Here is an 18,018-nt window from a genome sequence, read left to right as displayed (position 1 = left end):
GCACGCCGAGATCGACGCCAGCGTTCACGTCACTCGAAGTTCTTCGCGCCGGCGTAGGTCTCGACGGAAATGACGCGACCCGCTAACCGATGCGGTCGATGTGGGCCAGGAAGTGCTCCAGCACCGCCTCCGGCGCTTCGAGCTGGGGCCAGTGACCGATGTCGTCGGCCAGCATCACCACGTCGGCGTTGGGAATCACCTCGGCGTAGCGCCGCGCCATGTGCGCACCGGAATTGGGATCGATCGGCCCGTCGATCAGCCGCATCGACACCTTCGTCTCGCGCATCGCCCGGACCCACCGATTGCGGTGCGTGTGGCGATCTTTGATGAAGCGGCCCACCTTGTGCAGCACGCGCCGGCCGTCGTTGTAATTCAGAATCTGGCTGAAGACGTCCATCATGTGCGGAGTCGGCTTGGTGTTCGGGCCGAACATCTCACGCAGCGTCGGCTCGAGCAACCGACGTGACAACGAACTGTTCTGCAAGGGACTCAGTATGTCGCCCAACGGAGTTCCCGACAGCAGCTTCTGCGCGGCGCGCGGCGTGTAGGTCTCGACGAACATGCCGCCGTTGAGCCAGGTGATCGAGTCGATGCCCAGCTTGCCGTACGCCTGCTGGCCGAACTCGTGGCGGGCCAACAGTTCCTGTCCCACGGAGTCACCGAGATCGTGGGCCAGGATGTGCGCGTTGCCGATACCGAGGTGGGCGAGTAGCGCTTCGTGCATATCGGCGTGATCGTGCACCGAGTACTCGTAGGCCATCGGCTTGGGAGAGAATCCCATGCCCATCATGTCCGGCGCGATCACCGTGAACCGTTGCGTCAACGTAGGCCAGATCGGTTGCCAGTCGAACGTATTGAAGGGGTAGCCGTGAATCAGCAGCAACGGCGGGCCGCTGCCCTCGACCCGGTAGAAGATGTCGAAGCCTAGGTAGTCGAAGTAGAGCCCGGCGTCCAGCCAGGAAGTCAACTCCGCGTCCATGATTCGAGCGGCCTAGGAGATGTAGCGGACGACGCTCTCGGCGACGCACGCCGGTTTGTCGCCCCCCTCGACTTCCACCGTGGTCGACACGGTGGCCTGCACGGCGCCGTTACCGACGTCCTCGACGTCGACCAGCGAGCTCTTCGCCCGTACCCGCGACCCGACCGGCACCGGCGCGGGAAAGCGAACCTTGTTGAGGCCGTAGTTGATTGCGAGTTTGATGCCGTTGACGGTGTACATCTGGTGCTGCAGCCGCGGGAGCAGCGCCAGCGTCATGAAGCCGTGCGCGATCGTCTTGCCGAAAGGTCCCTTGGCGGCGCGCTCCGGGTCGACGTGAATCCACTGGTGATCGCCGGTCGCGTCGGCGAACAGGTTGACGTCGTCCTGGGTGATCGTCACCCAGTCACTTTCGCCGATGCTTTCGCCTTTGATCGAGGCGAGGTCGGCGACTGAATCGAAAGTGCGCATGGCGTGTCTCTCCTTTGAGCCTGATGCGTGCGGCGCTGCTAAGCATCGTGCCACTCCACCGGCACGGGTGATCCACCGGGATGTTTCGCCCGCAACGTCGTCCGGGTAACCCCCAGCATGCGATTTTGGGGGCGTAAGGGTCATCGAGCCGAGTCGGACGTCGAGCCCGAGACGCACGAGGCGCGCAGCCGCAAGAGTGTCAATGGGGACGGCAGCTACGTCGGCCGAACAATCGGGGTCGACGACGCGCTCGATGTCGGCGAGACCGGCGCCGAAGCCCGCAGCAAGGACACCTAGCAGCCGGTGCGTAGCAGGATGAACCGGTGAGGTTGCTGCTGCTCGCCGACACACATGTCCCCCGGCGGGCCCGCGATCTTCCCGAGCGGGTGTGGGACGAGGTCGCTGTCGCCGACGTCGTTTTCCATGCCGGCGACTGGATGGATCCCGAATTACTCGACCGACTGGTGGGCAAAGCGAAGCGCCTCGTCGCCTGCTGGGGAAACAACGACGGGCCGCAACTGCGGGCGCGGTTGCCGGAACGAGCCGACGCGGTACTGGATGGATTGCGATTCAGCGTGGTTCACGAGACCGGTTCGAGCGCCGGGCGCGACGCCCGGATGGCGCGCCTGTTCCCCGACACCGACGTACTGGTGTTCGGCCACAGTCACATCCCATGGGACACCACGGCCGACACCGGCCTGCGGCTGCTCAACCCCGGTTCGCCGACCGATCGCCGCCGGCAGCCGTTCTGCACCTACATGACGGCTCGCATCGAAAACGGTTCGTTGGCCGACGTCGTGCTCCATCGTCTGGAGAAGTAGCTCGCTGCTAGCTCGGACATAGTGTCTACACATGTTTAGCTCGTAAACAGATACTTGTGAGCACACTCATCGATCCGGTCAACGAGGTATCACGCGTCGTCGGCAAATTCCGACGCCAACTCCGCCGATCGGCAGAGCGGCAATTCGACTCCGCACACCTGACCGAATCGCAGTCCGAGTTGCTGTGGCTGGTCGCCCGGCAGCCGGGCATCTCCGTCAGCGCCGCTGCCGCGGAGCTCGGTCTGGTCGCCAACACCGCGTCGACGCTGGTGTCCAAGCTGGTGGACCGGGGCCTGTTGATCCGGACCGCCGACCAGAGCGACCGGCGGGTCGGTCAGCTGCGACTGGCCGGGGCGGCCCGCCAGATCGTCGACTCCTCCCGCACGGCCCGCCGAGCGATGCTCGCCGACGTGCTGGCCGAGCTCGGCGACGACCAGATCGAGGCCCTGACGAAGGGTCTGGCAGTGCTCGAGACGATGACCCGACGACTCCAGGAGCGATGACGATGACCAGCGCACTGCCGATGGCGGTCGACGCCCGGAACCTGACCTACCGCTACGGCCGGTTCACCGCGGTCGACGACGTCACCCTGCAAGTCCGGCCAGGCGAGACGATGGGACTGCTCGGACCCAACGGCGCCGGCAAGACCACCGTGGTGCGGATGCTCACCACCCTGACCCCGGTGCAGCGCGGCGAGCTACGCATCTTCGGCCTCGACGCCCGCGACCAGACGACCGATATCCGAAGCAATATCGGCTATGTGCCGCAACAGCTTTCGATTGAGCCCGCGCTGACCGGACGGCAGAACGTGGCCTGGTTCGCGCGCTTGTACGGCGTGCCACGCTCGCAACGGTCCGCGCGGGTGGACGAGGCGCTGGACGCCATGGAGTTACTCGACGTCGCCGACCGCCCGGCCGGAACATTCTCCGGCGGAATGGTGCGCCGCCTCGAGGTGGCCCAGGCGCTGGTCAACCGGCCGTCACTGCTGGTCCTCGACGAACCGACGGTGGGCCTGGATCCTATTGCGCGCGACCGGGTGTGGGCTCATGTGCTGAACATGCAGAACCAATTCGGGATGACAGTCCTGCTGACCACGCACTACATGGAGGAGGCCGACGCACTGTGCGATCGCGTCGCGTTGATGCATGAGGGCACGCTGCGCGCGGTCGGCACCCCGTCGAAGTTGAAGGGGACGGTGTCGGTGGGTGCGACTCTGGAAGACGTGTTCCGCCACTACACCGCCTCGCAGCTGTCGAAGCAGTCGGCGGACGTCGGCTCGTTTCGCGAAATCCGTTCCAGCCGAAAGGTTGCCAGCCGTGCCGGTTGATTCCGCAGTCAAGCCCATGCCCGTCGCCCTGGCCCGGGCGCCGCGGGGACGCCAGCGCATCTCGGCGACGTTGGGCCGGGTCGGCGCCTTCGCGATCGTGGAGATGCAGAAGCTTCGCCACGATCGCACCGAACTCGTGACACGCATGGTGCAGCCGGTGCTGTGGTTGCTGATCTTCGGCACCACATTCAGCAAGCTGCGGGTGATCGACACCGGTCCGGTGTCGTATCTGGCTTTCCTGGCACCGGGGATCATCGCCCAGTCGGCGCTGTTCATCTCGATTTTCTACGGCATCCAGATCATCTGGGACCGGGACGCCGGAATCCTGGCCAAGCTGATGGTCACACCGGCACCGGCATCCGCGCTGATCACCGGCAAGGCGTTCGCGGCCGGCGTCCGATCGGTGGCTCAAGTCGTCGGCGTCCTGGCGCTGGCGTACGTGATGGGCATCGGCATGACGGTCAATCCCCTGCGCATCGTCGCAGCCATGGCGGTGGTGATGCTGGGCTCCGCCTTTTTCGCCTGCCTGTCGATGACACTGGCCGGGCTGGTGCGCAACCGTGACCGGCTGATGGGAATCGGGCAGGCCATCACCATGCCGCTGTTCTTCGCGTCGAATGCGCTGTACCCGGTCGACGTGATGCCGGGTTGGCTGCACGTGCTCAGCACCGTCAACCCGCTCAGCTATGAAGTCCACGCGCTGCGGGCACTGCTGATCGGCACCGCGTTCAACCCGGTGGACATCGTGGTGCTGGTGGTCGCGGCGATCGTCGGGATCGCCACTGCGTCAACCTTCTTGCGTCGACTGGTCACCTAGCTCAGGCTGCCCGGCGCACCGTTCACACGACGGGCGCGTCCGGACTTGCACCTCACGTAGCGTCAGGTCGTAGGTTCATTGCGATGACGGAAAGCGGGCACGGCAACCAGGAATGGAGCGTCGGCGAACTCGCCGACGCGGCCGGCATCACCGTGCGGACCCTGCACCACTACGAGCAGGTCGGCCTGCTCACACCGGCGTCGCGGACCGGCGCCGGCCATCGGCGATACCGCGCCGCTCAGGCCGAAAAGCTCTATCAGATCACCGCGATGCGCAGCCTCGGCTTCCACTTGGAGGAGATCCGCCGGGCGCTGGACGGTGAGGATCTCCGCTCGGTGGTCCGGCTCCATCGACAGCAGGTGCGAGACCGGTTGCGGGAGACCTCGGAGCTGAACCACCGGCTCGAGCGCCTGCTGTCCGCACTCGAGACCTCCGATCATCCGACCGAAGAAATCATCCACGCAACGGAGGCGACAGTGACGGTGAACCTGACGACGATCTACACCCGTACCGGCGACGGTGGCGAGACCTCGACCGCCGGGCGGTTACGGCTGCCCAAGGATGACCCGAGGATCGAAGCCGGCGGTGACGTCGACGAGCTCAACGCCCAGCTCGGAGTGGTCCTCACTCATCTGGACACGGATCCGTTCGCCGGCTGGATCGCCGAGATCCAGAACGAGCTCTTCGATCTCGGCGCCGACCTCTCCGGCCCGGCGGACAGCGACGGGCTTCGGATCGACGACGGGTACGTCACCCGGCTGGAGCGACGCTGCGACGAAGCCAACGCGCAACTCACCGCCCTGACATCGTTTGTGCTGCCCGGGGGCGGTTCAGCCGCCGCGGAACTGCACGTGGCCCGCACCGTGTGTCGCCGGGCGGAGCGCCGCGCGGTGGCGGTCGACGACCTGAACCCCGCCATCGTCCGGTATCTCAACCGCCTATCCGATCTGCTGTTCATCGTCGCCCGAACCGTCTCCGTCCACGAGCGGACCTGGACGCCCGGGGCCACCACGAGTTGAGATCCCCACGACCTCTGCCGCGCAACAGAATTCGCGATGGCGGACGGTCCTATTCACATCGGGCGATGCCGCGCGATGTCGCCGCGAACCGAATTCTTCTCAGCAGAAGCGATTTTCGAGTCCGATAACGCCGAGTCGCGATCGTTATACGACGGTGACACTCGCGACTGAATCGTTAGCCAACCGCGATCCCACAGCCCGCGTCGAGTGACACGCTTGTAGTTACTTGCGTGTTTGACTGCAACAGACCGCTATTCGACCGCTTATGCGGCAGACGGAAGTTGGGATAGGAGCTATGAAGTTCGCAGAGAAGTTCCGTAGTGCGGCAGGACGTCTGCCGCGCAGATTGGCAATCGCGACCGTCGGCGCAGCACTGCTGGCCGGCCTGGTCGGTGCTGTCGGAGACTCGGCGACCGTGGGGGCGTTCTCCAAAAAGGGTCTGCCGGTCGAGTATCTGAGCGTCCCGTCCCCGTCGATGGGCCACAACATCAGGGTGCAATTCCAGGGCGGCGGACCGCACGCGGTCTACCTGCTCGACGGCTTGCGCGCACAGGACGACTTCAATGGTTGGGACATCAACACTCCGGCGTTCGAGGAGTACTACCAGTCCGGCCTGTCGGTGATCATGCCCATCGGTGGACAGTCCAGCTTCTACAGCGACTGGTACCAGCCGGCGTGCGGCAAGAGCGGTTGCCAGACCTACAAGATGGAAACCTTCATCACCAGGGAGCTTCCCGCATATCTGCAGGCTAACCGCGGCATCTCGCCGAACGGCAATGCCGCGGTGGGTCTTTCGATGTCAGGTGGATCAGCGATGATCCTGGCCGCGTACTACCCGCAGCAGTTCTCCTACGCCGCATCACTGTCCGGCTTCCTGAACCCCTCCGAGGGCTGGTGGCCGACGCTGATCGGGTTGGCGATGGGCGATGCCGGCGGTTACAACGCCACCAACATGTGGGGTCCGACCACCGACCCGGCCTGGAAGCGCAACGACCCGATGGTGCAGATTCCACGGCTGGTGCAGAACAACACCCGCGTTTGGGTCTACTGCGGCAACGGCACTCCGAACGACCTGGGTGGCAACAGCATGCCGGCCAAGTTCCTGGAGCAGTTCACGCTGCGCACCAACGAGCAGTGGCGCGACAACTACACCGCCGCGGGCGGCCGCAACGGCACGTTCAACTTCCCGCCCAACGGCACGCATGACTGGGGTTATTGGAACCAGCAACTCGTCGCCATGAAGCCCGACATTCAGCGGACGCTTGGCGGTGGCCAAGGCACCACCTGATCGACCCACCACACGCATCGGCCGCAGCGCTCCCCCCAGCGCTGCGGCCGATGTCATTGTGCGAGAAGTCAAGTCAGCAGGGCGCGGCGATCCTGGTGAAAGTACGTGTAACCGGTCGCCAGCGTGCACATCGCGGAGGCGAACACCAGCATGCCGGTGCCGTTGACGAACAAGCTCATCAACCCGCCGAAGGTGGCGCCGAAGACGAAGCCACCCCACAGCAAGAAATAGCCGAACCAGTCGGCCAGACTTCCGCCGGCGATGTGTCGCTCGATGCCCTGGCCCATCTTGACCAGCGTGCCGGTCACGTAGCTCAGCGGCACCGACACCTCGCCGTCTTTGACGAATGAGGTGTTCAGAGCGCCGATCCCGAAGGTGAGCAACATGATCGGCGGGAAGTCGAGCTGACTTTCCGTCCATCCTTCGTCGAACACGTCGACGAAGGTGGCCGCCAGCAGACTGAAGGTGGTCAGCATCGTCGGCCCGTGCGGATGCGCCACCCAGAAGTGTCGCCGGCAGATCGACGCGACGACCACCCCGGCGACGAAGCTCAGCAGCAGCAGGCCTGCCGTGATCGACAACACCACGTCGTCACGGAAGTATCCGAGGACGGCGCGCTGGGCGTTGCCGGTCATGAACGTGACGAAGTATCCGGCCGAGTGGGTGAACGCGGTCGCGCCCAGTACACCGGCCAGCACTGCCAACAGGTACGCGAGGCGCGCCTCGCTGTCGAAGGTCTCACGGATATCAAGGGTCGCGCGGGGCATGCCGCCATGTTTCCATCGCAACGACGGCCTGCGCAGCGCTGGAAGCGCCTTTCAGGCGACAATCACATCAATCTGCTACGAATTTTTCGATCGACCGCAACGGGATCGGTAACCAGCCCGGGCGGTGCCGGGCCTCGTAACCCGCCTCGTAGACCGCCTTGTCCAGTTCGTACGCCGCCAAGATCGGCTCGGAGTCACGCGGGTCCGCCCCGGATGCCGCCGTGTACCCGTCGCAGAACGCAGTGCGGTTGCGCTGCACCCACTCTCGGGCGCGGGCAGCCAATTGCTTGTCGGCCGACTGTTCGACAAGTGGCCCATAGGCCGCGTACTCGAACGATCGCAACACCCCGGCCACATCGCGAAGCGCAGAGTCCGGCGCGCGCCGTTCCTCCAGCGGCTGGCCGGGCTCGCCCTCGAAATCGATCAGCAGCCACGACTCCGGGGTGCGCAGCACCTGCCCCAGATGCAGGTCGCCGTGCACCCGCTGCACGGTGATGGTCTGCCCCGCGAGCTTCTGGAAGCGTTGTTCGATCGCCGTCACGTACTGCCCGAGTTCGGGCACCGCCGCGGCCGCCGACGACAACCTGGCCGCCAGGGTGTCGACCGGGAACGGGGCCTGCGAGGTACCCAGTGCCTCGGCCAGGCCGGCGTGCACCGAAGCGACTGCTTCACCCAGGCGATAGGACTCGCCGGCGAAGTCGCCGCCGACCTCGTAGGCATACAGGTCGCCCTCGGCGAACAGGTCGCGGACGCTGGTGGTGGCCATCGCCCACCCCTCGGCGGCGTTGCCCTCGTATTCGGTCACCATGCCCAGCGGGACCTCGCCGTCGGACGCGGTCAGCTCGTAAGTGCCCAGCAGCCGCGCGACGTGTTGGTTGCCGGCCCTGCCGAGCACCCGGTTGAGCTCGATATCGGGGTTGATACCCGGACTGACCCGGCGAAACACCTTCAAGATCGCGTCCCGGTCGAAGATCACGCTGGTGTTGCTCTGTTCGGCGTCCGACACTCGCGGGTAGGCCTTCAGCGGCAGGGTGACGCCAGGCTCCTTGCCGAACGACACGTCTGCCCGGGTGGCCGACGAATCGATCAGCGACAGCAGAAACGCCGCCGCGCTCGGATCGAACAGTGCGTCGAATCCGACCCGGTCGCCGTCCGCGCCGATGGTGGCGACGTCGCTGAACTCGCTGGGCGGCTCGGAATCCCAGCCGACGATCACCTGGTAGCGCTCGGTCGACCCGTTGGTGTATGCCACGTCGACCAGAACGAGATCCAGGCCCTCGCGCAACCCGACCACCAAAACCGGCTCGGCAGTGGATATTTCGCGACTACGACCGGCGTACCAACGCTGTTGCGGGAGCCATTCTGACCATGGCAGGTTCATCGTGACTCCTCCGAACCGCACAACTGGAACCAGTAGAACCCGTGTCCCGGCAGTGTCAGCAGATAGGGCAGGTGGCCGATCGGCGGAAACGCGACGTGCCCGGTGAGCTCGATGGGTATGTGGCCGCTCCAGTGTTGCAGGTTCAACTCCAGGGGCTGGGGGAAGCGCGACAGATTGTTGACGCACAGCACCGTGTCGCCATCGTCGGGTGATTCGCGCAGGAAGGCCAGCACCGACGGGTTGGAGCCGCCGAGTTCTTCGAACCTGCCGGTCGCGAAGGACTCGTGCCGGCGGCGGACCGCGAGCATCATCCGGGTGAAGTTCAGCAGCGACGTCGAGGTGTCGCGCTGGGCCTCGACATTGACGGCCTGATAGCCGTAGACCGAGTCCTGGCTGGCCGGCAGGTACAACCGCCCGGGGTTGGCCTTGGAGAACCCGGCGTTGCGGTCCGGTGTCCACTGCATCGGGGTGCGAACCCCGTCGCGGTCACCGAGCCAGATCACGTCGCCCATGCCGATCTCGTCGCCGTAGTACAGCACCGGCGATCCGGGTAGCGAGAGCAGCAGCGCAGTGAACAGTTCGATCTGGTTGCGGTCGTTGTCCAGCAGCGGGGCCAACCGCCGGCGGATCCCGACGTTGGCTTTCATCCGCGGATCTTTGGCGTATTCGGAGTACATGTAGTCGCGCTCTTCGTCGGAGACCATCTCCAGCGTCAACTCGTCGTGGTTGCGTAAGAAGATGCCCCACTGCGCCATGTCCGGGATCTCCGGCGTCTGCCCGAGGATCTCCGAGATCGGGAACCGCGATTCGCGCCGGACGGCCATGAAGATCCGCGGCATCAGCGGGAAGTGGAACGCCATGTGGCACTCGTCGCCACCGGTGCTGGGATCGCCGAAATACTCGACGACGTCGGCGGGCCACTGGTTGGCCTCGGCGAGCAGCACCCGGCCGGGGAATTCGTCGTCGACGACTTTGCGACAACGCTTGAGGAAGGCGTGCGTCTCGGGCAGGTTCTCGCAGTTGGTGCCCTCACGCTCGAACAGATACGGCACCGCGTCCAGCCGGAACCCGTCGATGCCGAGGTCGAGCCAGAAGCGCAGGACGTCGATCATCGCTTCCTGCACCGCGGGGTTGTCGTAGTTCAAATCGGGTTGATGCGAGAAGAATCGGTGCCAGTAGAACTGCTTTCGCACCGGGTCGAACGTCCAGTTCGACTCCTCGGTGTCGATGAAGATGATCCGCGCGTCGGTGTACTTCTCGCTGGTGTCGCTCCACACGTAGAAGTCACCGTAGGGGCCGTCGGGGTCGTGGCGGGATTCCTGGAACCACGGATGCGAGTCCGACGTGTGGTTCATCACCAAATCGGTGATCACCCGGATGCCCCGTTCGTGAGCCGCGTTGAGCAACGCGACGAAGTCTTCGACGGTGCCGAATTCGGGCAGCACCTTGTAGAAGTCGCGGATGTCGTAGCCGCCGTCGCGAAGAGGTGAGTCGTAGAACGGTGGCAGCCAGATGCAGTCGATGCCGAGCCACTGCAAGTAGTCCAGCCGCTGCAGCAGACCCTGGAGATCTCCCGAACCGTCCGCGTCACCGTCGAGGAATGCCCGAACCAGCACCTCGTAGAAGACCGCGTGCTTGAACCAGGTTCGGTCGGCGGGAAGCGATTTCGCCTCGGTGAATTCGTCCGCGTTGGGATGCTCGACCACGCCGTGCTCGACGTGGCTTCCCTCGACGGGGTCGTGTTCGGACGAGTGCTCTCTGCCCTTGGTCAAGTCCACGACGTTACACGTACCCGGGGTGCTGCGGCGAAAACCTTATGCGCCAGACGAATTGAGCGTAGCCGCTGAGCTGGGGTGTTGGATCAGCCCGGCGGGCCGTCGCCCAGGGTCACGTCGACCGCCCGGCCCTGCAGCCCCACGCTGACGTGGTCACCGGGGTGGTGCTGGTCGAGGATGTTCGTCAGCGCCGTCGCGGAATTGACCGGCTGGCCGTTGATCGAGTTGATCACGTCGCCCGGGTTGAGCCCGGCGCCGGCGGCGGGCCCGGTCGAGATCACCTGGCGGACGATCGCGCCGCCACCGCCCGGGGCGTCGTTGACGCCGACGCCGAGGAAAGCGGTCGGCCCGATGTGCACGCTCGGCGAGGAGGCGCCGGACCGGATCTGACCGGCGATCGCCATCGCCTCGTTGATCGGGATCGCGAAACCCTGACCGCGGCCGAGGTGGAAGTTCTGCGACGCGGCGGTGTTCATGCCGATCACCTGGTTGGCGCCGTTGACGGTCGGTCCACCCGAGTCGCCGGGGCGGATGTTCGCGTCGATCTGGATCAGGCCCACCAGGGTCTCGGTGCTGCCGGTCAGCGCGTCGTTGGCCGACACGGTCTGGTTCAGCGCGGCGATCCGTCCCTCCTCGACGCTGGGCGCTCCACCGACGCCGCCGGCGTTGCCGAGCGACACCACGGCCTCACCCACGCTGACCGAGTCGGAGTTTCCGATGTTGGCGACCGGCAGGCCGCCGCCGGCGAGCTGGAGCACCGCGATGTCGTGCTGGCGGTCGTAGCCGATGACGGTGGCGGGGAAGACCTGGCCGTTGGCGATGGACCGTGCGGTGAGGTCGGTAGCGCCGGCGACCACGTGGTTGTTGGTCAGGATCACGCTCGGGTCGATCACGATGCCGGTGCCGGCGCCGATCGCGCTCTGGTAGCCCAGCTTGGCGTCGATGTCGACGATCTGCGGGCCCACCTGAGCGGCGGCCGCGGCCGCGTCACGCGGCAGCGGGGGCATTACGGGCGACGCGTGGGCGGGCGCTGTCGCCAACCCCAGCCCGGCCGCTGCCAACAGGCTGAACAACCTCAGCGACCTCCGCGGTGTGCGGCGGAGCGATCCGCGCATCCCGTCACCTCCTGCGTGAGTTACGTCCCTGGTTCAACCGAAAATGCCGTGACGCCCGGCACAGCTTCGTCCATCTAACCGTAGCCTGCGTCGCAGGATCGGGCATATCGACGTTCTGCCGGAGCTCCGACAGCGGCGTTGCGGTCAGAGCAGGTTGGCGATCTCCGTCGCGGCCGACATGCCCCCTGGCGGTAGCTTCAGAGCTCTAGCAGGACGGCCCAACCCGACGGCAAAGGTGTCATCTGACATGAGCGTTCTCGATTCGTTCCGGCTCGACGACAAAGTGGTGATCGTGACCGGCGCCTCGTCCGGGCTGGGGGTGTCGTTCGCCCAGGCCTTCGCCGAGGCCGGTGCCGACGTGGTGCTGGGCGCCCGCCGGGTCGACCGGTTGGCCGAAACCGCGGCGCTGGTCGAAGCCGGTGGCCGCAAGGCGTTGACGGTCGCCACCGACGTCAGCCAGCCCGAGCAGGGTCAGGCGTTGGTCGATGCCGCGGTGCAGGAATTCGGCAAGGTCGACGTGCTGATCAACAACGCCGGCGTCGGCACCGCCCACCCGGCCACGCGCGAGACGCCCGACGAGTTCCGCTCGGTGATCGACGTCAACCTCAACGGCTCGTACTGGATGGCGCAGGCTTGCGGCCGCGTCATGAAACCCGGCAGCTCGATCATCAACATCGCCAGCGTCCTCGGAATCACCACGGCAGGCCTGCCTCAGGCCGCCTACAGCTCGAGCAAAGCCGCGATCATCGGACTCACCCGCGACTTGGCTCAACAGTGGGGCTCGCGCAAGGGAATTCGCGTCAACGCCCTCGCTCCGGGCTTCTTCAAGACCGAGATGACCGACGAGTATCCACCGGAGTACCTGGACAGCCAGGCACACCGACTGGTGCTGGGCCGCCTCGGCGACGACCGCGAACTATCGGCCACCGCGGTCTGGCTGGCCTCGGCGGCCGGCGGCTACGTCACCGGGCAGACGATCGTCGTCGACGGCGGTCTGACCATCACCTAGTTATGGCCGACTTCGACCCGCAGGCTCACTTCGCGCAGGCGCCGGTCGCCCGGCTGGCCACCGCGGCCGCCGACGGGCGCCCGCATCTGGTGCCGGTGGTGTTCGCTCTGCACGACGGGGTCGTCTACACCGCGGTCGACGCCAAACCCAAGACCACGCAACGGCTCAAGCGGCTGGCCAACATCGAGCAGAATCCACAGGTGAGCGTTCTGGTCGACCACTACACCGAAGACTGGACGCAGCTGTGGTGGGTCCGGGCCGATGGTCTGGCCGCCATCCATCACGACGATGACACCACGCACGCGGCGCGCGAATTTCTGCGCGCCAAATATCCTCAGTATCAGTCGGTTTCGCTGCCCGGCCCGGTGATTGCCATCGCCGTGCGGCAATGGAGCAGCTGGCGCGCCTGACGACCGGCTATCCGCTTGCCAGGCCAGTCCCAGCTCAGTTGCCCGAGCCGCCGGTCACGCCGGAGAATACGGCGCTCAACTGGGCATATGCCCTGTACTATGAGGCATCGATCGGGCCGTGCGCAACATCAGCGCCCTTTGCTGAGCGCCGGGTAGGGCATATTGGTGATACGACATGCGAGCGGGGGCTCGCATCGCCTCGGAGGGTGGACACGTGGGTAGAGCGATTCGAATGGGTTGGTGCGCGGCAGCGGTCGCCGCGCTGACCCTAATGGGTTCGGCCGCCCCTGGCATGGCCGCGATCGCGCCCCCGGACCCGGCCGAGACCGTCGCCTCGATCCAGCCGGCCAGCGGCGCGGTGGTCGGCGTCGCACACCCGGTGATCGTCACCTTCACCGGCCCGGTCGCCGACCGCACGACAGCCGAACGGGCAATCAAAGTCTCTGCGCCACAGCGTATGTCGGGCCACTTCGAGTGGCCCGAGCCGAATGTCGTGGTGTGGAAGCCGGCCGGCTACTGGCCGGCGCACAGCCACGTCGGCGTTCGGGTGCATGCCCTGTCGACAGGTTTCGAGACCGGCGACGAGGTGGTCGGCACGGCGAGTATTTCCGCGCACACGTTCACGATCACCCAGAACGGCGAGGTGCTGCGAACCATGCCGGCATCGATGGGTAAGCCCACCCGACCGACGCCGATCGGCGATTTTTCCGCCCTGTCGAAAGAGCGCTCGGTCGTGATGGATTCGCGCACCATCGGCATCCCGCTCGAGTCGTCAGATGGGTACAAGATCACCGCGCAGTACGCCGTCCGAGTCACCTGGGGAGGTGTCTACGTGCATTCGGCTCCGTGGTCGGTGGATTCACAGGGTTACGCGAATGTCAGCCATGGCTGCATCAACCTCAGCCCGGACAACGCCGCGTGGTACTTCGACATGGTCCATCTGGGCGACCCGATCAACGTGGTGGCCTGACCCCGGTCCAACCACCGCGGAATACATTCGCACAGGGCCGAGTTGGCGCGTGCATGGCGAATTCAGCAGCGCGAGCGGTCCGGTTCGACAGCTACGGCGGCACTGACGTCCTGTACGTCACCGACATCGACCGACCCGTCCCAGATGCCGGCGAGGTGCTTGTCGAAGTTCGAGCTGCCGGAATCAATCCCGGCGAGGCCGGTATTCGCACCGGCGCGCTGCACGAGCAATTCCCGACGACATTCCCCTCCGGCGAAGGCAGCGACCTGGCCGGCGTCGTGATCGAAGTCGGGGACGGGGTCAGCGATTTCGCCGTGGGTGACGAGGTGCTCGGGTTCAGCTTCCAGCGGTCGAGCCACGCCACCCACACCAACGTGCCGACCGACCAGCTCATCCACAAGCCGGCGGAGCTGAGCTGGCAGGTCGCGGGCTCGCTGTACGTCGTCGGCGCGACGGCCTACGCCGCGGTTCGCGCGGTGGCACCGCAACGCGGCGAGACGGTGGCGGTCTCCGCGGCCGCCGGTGGCGTCGGAAGCATCGTTGTGCAACTCCTGACCCGGCGCGGCGTGCGGGTGCTGGGCATCGCGTCGTCGGACAACGCGGAGTGGCTGCGTGCACACGGCGTCGAGCCGGTCGAATACGGCGACGGGCTGGCCGACCACTTGCGGCGGGCCGCCCCGGACGGCATCGATGCGTTCATCGATCTGTTCGGTCCGCAATATGTCGAGCTGGCGGTCGAACTCGGTGTGCCGCGCGAGCGCATCAACACGATCATCTCCTTTGCCAAGGCCGCCGAACTGGGCGCCAAAACCGAGGGCAGCGCCGAAGCGTCCACCCCGGCTGTCCTGCAGGAACTCGCCGACCTGATCGCCGCCGGCGACCTGGAGCTGGACGTTGCCGCGACCTACCCGTTGGACCGGGTCGTCGACGCGTTCACCGAACTCGAGCGGCGCCACACGCACGGCAAGATCGTGCTGCTGCCGCAGTCGGCCGAATGAAAGAAGTGCCCGCTGGCGTTCATTAACGATCAAGCTAGGCTCGACGGCATGGCTACTACTTTGCAACAACCCCGAGTCGCCGACACGCTGCACCGGATGTACGCCGAGGCGCAGGAGCAGATGTCGACACTGCGCGAGCGGCCTCCGAACATGTCGGCCTCGGTATCCGTCAAGGAACGCGCCGAAGCGATGAGCGAGTTCTACATTCCCGTGACGCCGGAGTCCGGTCGGCTGCTGTACTCGCTGGTGCGAGCGACCAAGCCGGCCACCATCGTGGAATTCGGTATGTCCTTTGGTATTTCGGCGCTACACCTGGCCTCGGCCGTGCGTGACAACGGCGCCGGCCGGGTGATCACGACCGAGATCAACGACACCAAGATCGCCGCCTCCAAGCAGACGTTCGCCGACACCGGCTTGGACGACTTGATCACCATTCTCGAGGGTGACGCGCTGTCAACACTCGCCGACCTGGACGGGCCGGTCGACTTCGTCCTGCTCGATGGGTGGAAAGAGCTGTACCTGCCCGTGATCGAGCTGCTGGAGCCGAAGCTGTCGCCCGGTGCGCTGGTCATCGCCGACAACACCGAGAGCCCCGAAACCCGGACCTACCTCGATTATGTGCATGGCAGCGAAAGTGGTTACGTGAGTTTCAATTTCGCGGTCCGCGACAGCGACAGCATGGAGCTCAGCTGCTACGCCGCGACGTAAATCTTGCGGCCGCAGGACGTCAGCGCGGCTTGAGCGACTGCTCGACCCAGGGCGTCAGCCATTGCACGCCCTCCTCGGTGAGGTGCACGCCGTCGCTGCGGACGTGGATGCCGTCGACGTCAGCCGTGTAGGTGCCGTCCGGGCACAGCTTCTTCTTCAGATCGAGGATGCGAACGTCGGGGCGATCGCTGACGGTTTTACCCAACATGGTGTTCCATTCGTCCACCCGTTGCGGCTGATCCTCGGGATACAGGCTCCCGTCCGGGCGCTCACCGCGCCTGCTGTACGGCAGGTTCGCCACGGTCAGCGGCGCTCCGCTGAAGCTGAGAATGTCGATGGCGCGCCGCAATTCGGTGCTGATGTAGGAGTCGAAGGCCGGGTCGCCGATGTGGGTCCATCGCCCCTCGTTGACCCGGTCCACGGTCTCCCAGCGGCCGATGACCAGCAGGACGGCGTCGGGCTGGTCGGCGGCGATCTGCTGCGTCCAGCGGCCCGGCCACGATTCGCACTCACCCTTCTGGTCCAGGGTCTGGCCGAGGTAGCTGTACGGCCCGCCGCGCACCAGGCTGCAGCCGATCACGGTGTGGTCGACGAATTGAAAACCCGGCGTCGGCGGCAGGAAATGCATCATCGTCCAGCCGATCGAGTCGCCGAACACCGAGACGGTGAACGGACGTCGCGGATCTCGTTTGGTGATCGCCCGCGCGGGCCGCACCCCTTCCGGAGTCGACGGCGACACCACGGCCACCGGTGACACGCCAGGCGGAAGGCTGGCGTCGAGGGCGCTCACCCCGGGCTTGTGAACCACCGGGACCACCAGCAACGTCACCGCCGCGGCGGTCGCGGCGGTAGCGCCGGCCAGCGGCAACAACGGCACCCGTACCGGCCGCCACTTGCGGACGGGCTGTTCGATCACCCACCACGACACCACCGACACCGCCAGCGTGGCGGCGCAGCGGACCGCGAACAGCGACAGCCCGTGCCATCCGGTCCGCTGCCCGTTGAGCACCAGAAAAACCGGCCAATGCCACAGGTAGATGCCGTAGGAGATACCGCCCAGCCAGGCCAGCGGACCCCACGCCAGCACGGTCGCGACGGGCCCGCGCTGATCCAGCGCCACCGGTGCGATCACCAGCACTGCCGCGACGGCGACCGCGATCAGCAGCCCGTAGCGGAATTCCCGCGCGTTGCCCGTGGCGTAGTGCACGGCCACCCCGAGCAGGGCCAGACCGATCGCCGGAAGCGTCCTGGCGATCCACTTTCCGGTGCGCGAACGGATCAGCGACCAACCGCGGTTCAGCGCCGGCCAGTCCCCGACCAGCAGCGCCGATGCCGCCGCGCCGACCAACAGCGCCTGGGCCCGGGTGTCGGTGCCGAAGTAGACCCGGTCGCGGGTGGAGTCGGACGCCAGCAGGATGGCCGTCGCCGCCGACCCCAGCGCGCCGAGGGTGGCCAGCACGAACACCGTCAGGCGGACCGCGCCGACAGTGGCCCGGCTCTTGCGGCGCCGGGCGCGAACCGACAGCCCCACGGCCACCGCGACCAGCATCAGTGGCCAGACGATGTAGTACTGCTCTTCGACGCCGAGCGACCAGGCGTGTTGCAGCGGCGACGGCGGGGAGCCCTGCGCGAAGTAGCCGGTCTTGTCTGCGACGAACATCCAGTTCGCCACCCAGAAGAAGGCGGCGACGGCGTCATTGCGCAGGCTGGCGATCGCTTCGGGCGCGAACAGTTGACGCCCGACGGCCACTGTCAGCACCATCAGGACCAGCGCGGGCAGCAGGCGGCGGGCCCGGCGGATCCAGAAATTGCCCAGATCGATGCGTCCGGTCCGGCCGAGTTCGTCCAGCAGCAGCGACGTGATCAGGAACCCGCTGAGCACGAAGAACACGTCGACACCCAGAAAGCCGCCGGACATCCCGGGGATACCGCCGTGGTCGGCGAGCACCAACCCGACGGCGAGTGCGCGCAGCCCATCCAGCGCTCGAATGCCCGGGCGGCGCTCGGCAGCGTCGTCGCTCGCCTTTCGGGAAGGACGGCTGATCGGCGGCGGGGCGACCCAGCGGGGCTTCCGAGCAGAATGAACCGGCACGGGGTACGCCCCGGCCGGTTCTGTGTTCACCTCTCCAGCGCGCCGACCGGTTTCCTGGTCGGCGGCTTTTTTGG

The 18,018-nt window shown here is 66.3% G+C and carries 19 protein-coding genes; 12 read left to right on the top strand and 7 right to left on the bottom strand.

All coding sequences use genetic code 11. From position 1 onward, the window contains the following. Positions 1-82: 82 nt before the first annotated feature. Both CYU59_RS10730 and CYU59_RS10725 read right to left on the bottom strand, forming a co-directional pair. Positions 83-979, bottom strand: coding sequence for an alpha/beta hydrolase (locus CYU59_RS10730; RefSeq protein ID WP_292988955.1), 897 nt, complete (start codon positions 977-979; stop codon positions 83-85). 12 nt (positions 980-991) lie between these two features. Further along, positions 992-1,447: a MaoC family dehydratase gene (locus CYU59_RS10725; protein ID WP_292988953.1), complete on the bottom strand. Its 456-nt coding sequence runs from the start codon at positions 1,445-1,447 to the stop codon at positions 992-994. 117 nt (positions 1,448-1,564) lie between these two features. Between CYU59_RS10725 and CYU59_RS10720 the strand changes: the two genes are divergently transcribed. From CYU59_RS10720 to CYU59_RS10685, 7 genes are all read left to right on the top strand, one after another. Continuing rightward, complete coding sequence (locus tag CYU59_RS10720; protein WP_292988952.1) at positions 1,565-1,744, top strand: hypothetical protein; 180 nt, start codon at positions 1,565-1,567, stop codon at positions 1,742-1,744. A 26-nt stretch (positions 1,745-1,770) separates the two neighbouring features. Next, on the top strand, positions 1,771-2,268 hold the full coding sequence (locus CYU59_RS10715) for a metallophosphoesterase (protein WP_292988950.1): 498 nt from the start codon (positions 1,771-1,773) through the stop codon (positions 2,266-2,268). Between the two features lie 56 nt (positions 2,269-2,324). Further along, positions 2,325-2,771, top strand: coding sequence for a MarR family transcriptional regulator (locus tag CYU59_RS10710; protein WP_292988948.1), 447 nt, complete (start codon positions 2,325-2,327; stop codon positions 2,769-2,771). A gap of 2 nt (positions 2,772-2,773) precedes the next feature. Then, positions 2,774-3,595 (top strand): ATP-binding cassette domain-containing protein, encoded by an 822-nt coding sequence (locus CYU59_RS10705; RefSeq protein ID WP_292988946.1) that lies wholly within the window; start codon positions 2,774-2,776, stop codon positions 3,593-3,595. 16 nt (positions 3,596-3,611) lie between these two features. Then, positions 3,612-4,412: an ABC transporter permease gene (locus CYU59_RS10700; RefSeq protein ID WP_292989074.1), complete on the top strand. Its 801-nt coding sequence runs from the start codon at positions 3,612-3,614 to the stop codon at positions 4,410-4,412. Positions 4,413-4,495: 83 nt separating this feature from the next. After that, entirely contained in the window at positions 4,496-5,431 is a 936-nt protein-coding gene (locus tag CYU59_RS28995) for a cob(I)yrinic acid a,c-diamide adenosyltransferase (RefSeq protein ID WP_363114357.1), read from the top strand. Positions 5,432-5,726: 295 nt separating this feature from the next. Then, complete coding sequence (locus CYU59_RS10685) at positions 5,727-6,719, top strand: alpha/beta hydrolase family protein (RefSeq protein WP_292988944.1); 993 nt, start codon at positions 5,727-5,729, stop codon at positions 6,717-6,719. A gap of 68 nt (positions 6,720-6,787) precedes the next feature. On the opposite strand, the gene CYU59_RS10680 is transcribed toward CYU59_RS10685, so the two are convergent. The 4 genes from CYU59_RS10680 to CYU59_RS10665 form a co-directional block, all read right to left on the bottom strand. Then, entirely contained in the window at positions 6,788-7,486 is a 699-nt protein-coding gene (locus CYU59_RS10680) for a YoaK family protein (protein ID WP_292988942.1), read from the bottom strand. A gap of 67 nt (positions 7,487-7,553) precedes the next feature. Next, a complete protein-coding gene (locus tag CYU59_RS10675) occupies positions 7,554-8,867 on the bottom strand; it encodes a maltokinase (RefSeq protein ID WP_292988941.1) in 1,314 nt (437 codons plus the stop codon). Then, complete coding sequence (treS, locus tag CYU59_RS10670) at positions 8,864-10,639, bottom strand: maltose alpha-D-glucosyltransferase (protein WP_292988939.1); 1,776 nt, start codon at positions 10,637-10,639, stop codon at positions 8,864-8,866. The genes CYU59_RS10675 and treS overlap by 4 nt, the downstream gene beginning before the upstream one ends. A gap of 89 nt (positions 10,640-10,728) precedes the next feature. Further along, entirely contained in the window at positions 10,729-11,757 is a 1,029-nt protein-coding gene (locus CYU59_RS10665; protein ID WP_292988937.1) for a trypsin-like peptidase domain-containing protein, read from the bottom strand. 247 nt (positions 11,758-12,004) lie between these two features. Here CYU59_RS10665 and CYU59_RS10660 point away from each other — a divergent pair, with 247 nt between their 5' ends. The 5 genes from CYU59_RS10660 (at position 12,005) to CYU59_RS10640 (ending at position 15,852) form a co-directional block, all read left to right on the top strand. After that, a complete protein-coding gene (locus tag CYU59_RS10660; protein WP_292988935.1) occupies positions 12,005-12,766 on the top strand; it encodes a glucose 1-dehydrogenase in 762 nt (253 codons plus the stop codon). A gap of 2 nt (positions 12,767-12,768) precedes the next feature. Next, positions 12,769-13,176, top strand: coding sequence for a TIGR03668 family PPOX class F420-dependent oxidoreductase (locus CYU59_RS10655; RefSeq protein WP_292988933.1), 408 nt, complete (start codon positions 12,769-12,771; stop codon positions 13,174-13,176). A 271-nt stretch (positions 13,177-13,447) separates the two neighbouring features. Next, the gene (locus tag CYU59_RS10650) at positions 13,448-14,146 is read left to right on the top strand and encodes a L,D-transpeptidase (protein WP_292989070.1); all 699 of its coding nucleotides are present in this window, start codon (positions 13,448-13,450) and stop codon (positions 14,144-14,146) included. Positions 14,147-14,199: 53 nt separating this feature from the next. After that, entirely contained in the window at positions 14,200-15,144 is a 945-nt protein-coding gene (locus CYU59_RS10645) for an NADP-dependent oxidoreductase (protein ID WP_292988931.1), read from the top strand. Positions 15,145-15,192: 48 nt separating this feature from the next. Further along, positions 15,193-15,852, top strand: a complete 660-nt coding sequence (locus tag CYU59_RS10640; RefSeq protein WP_292988929.1) for a class I SAM-dependent methyltransferase — start codon at positions 15,193-15,195, stop codon at positions 15,850-15,852. A gap of 19 nt (positions 15,853-15,871) precedes the next feature. On the opposite strand, the gene CYU59_RS10635 is transcribed toward CYU59_RS10640, so the two are convergent. Next, entirely contained in the window at positions 15,872-17,896 is a 2,025-nt protein-coding gene (locus CYU59_RS10635) for an acyltransferase family protein (protein ID WP_292989068.1), read from the bottom strand. Positions 17,897-18,018: the final 122 nt, after the last annotated feature.

This window comes from Mycobacterium sp. (assembly GCF_002863225.1).
Lineage (GTDB): Bacteria > Actinomycetota > Actinomycetes > Mycobacteriales > Mycobacteriaceae > Mycobacterium.
This window is presented reverse-complemented; position numbering and strand designations above follow the sequence as displayed.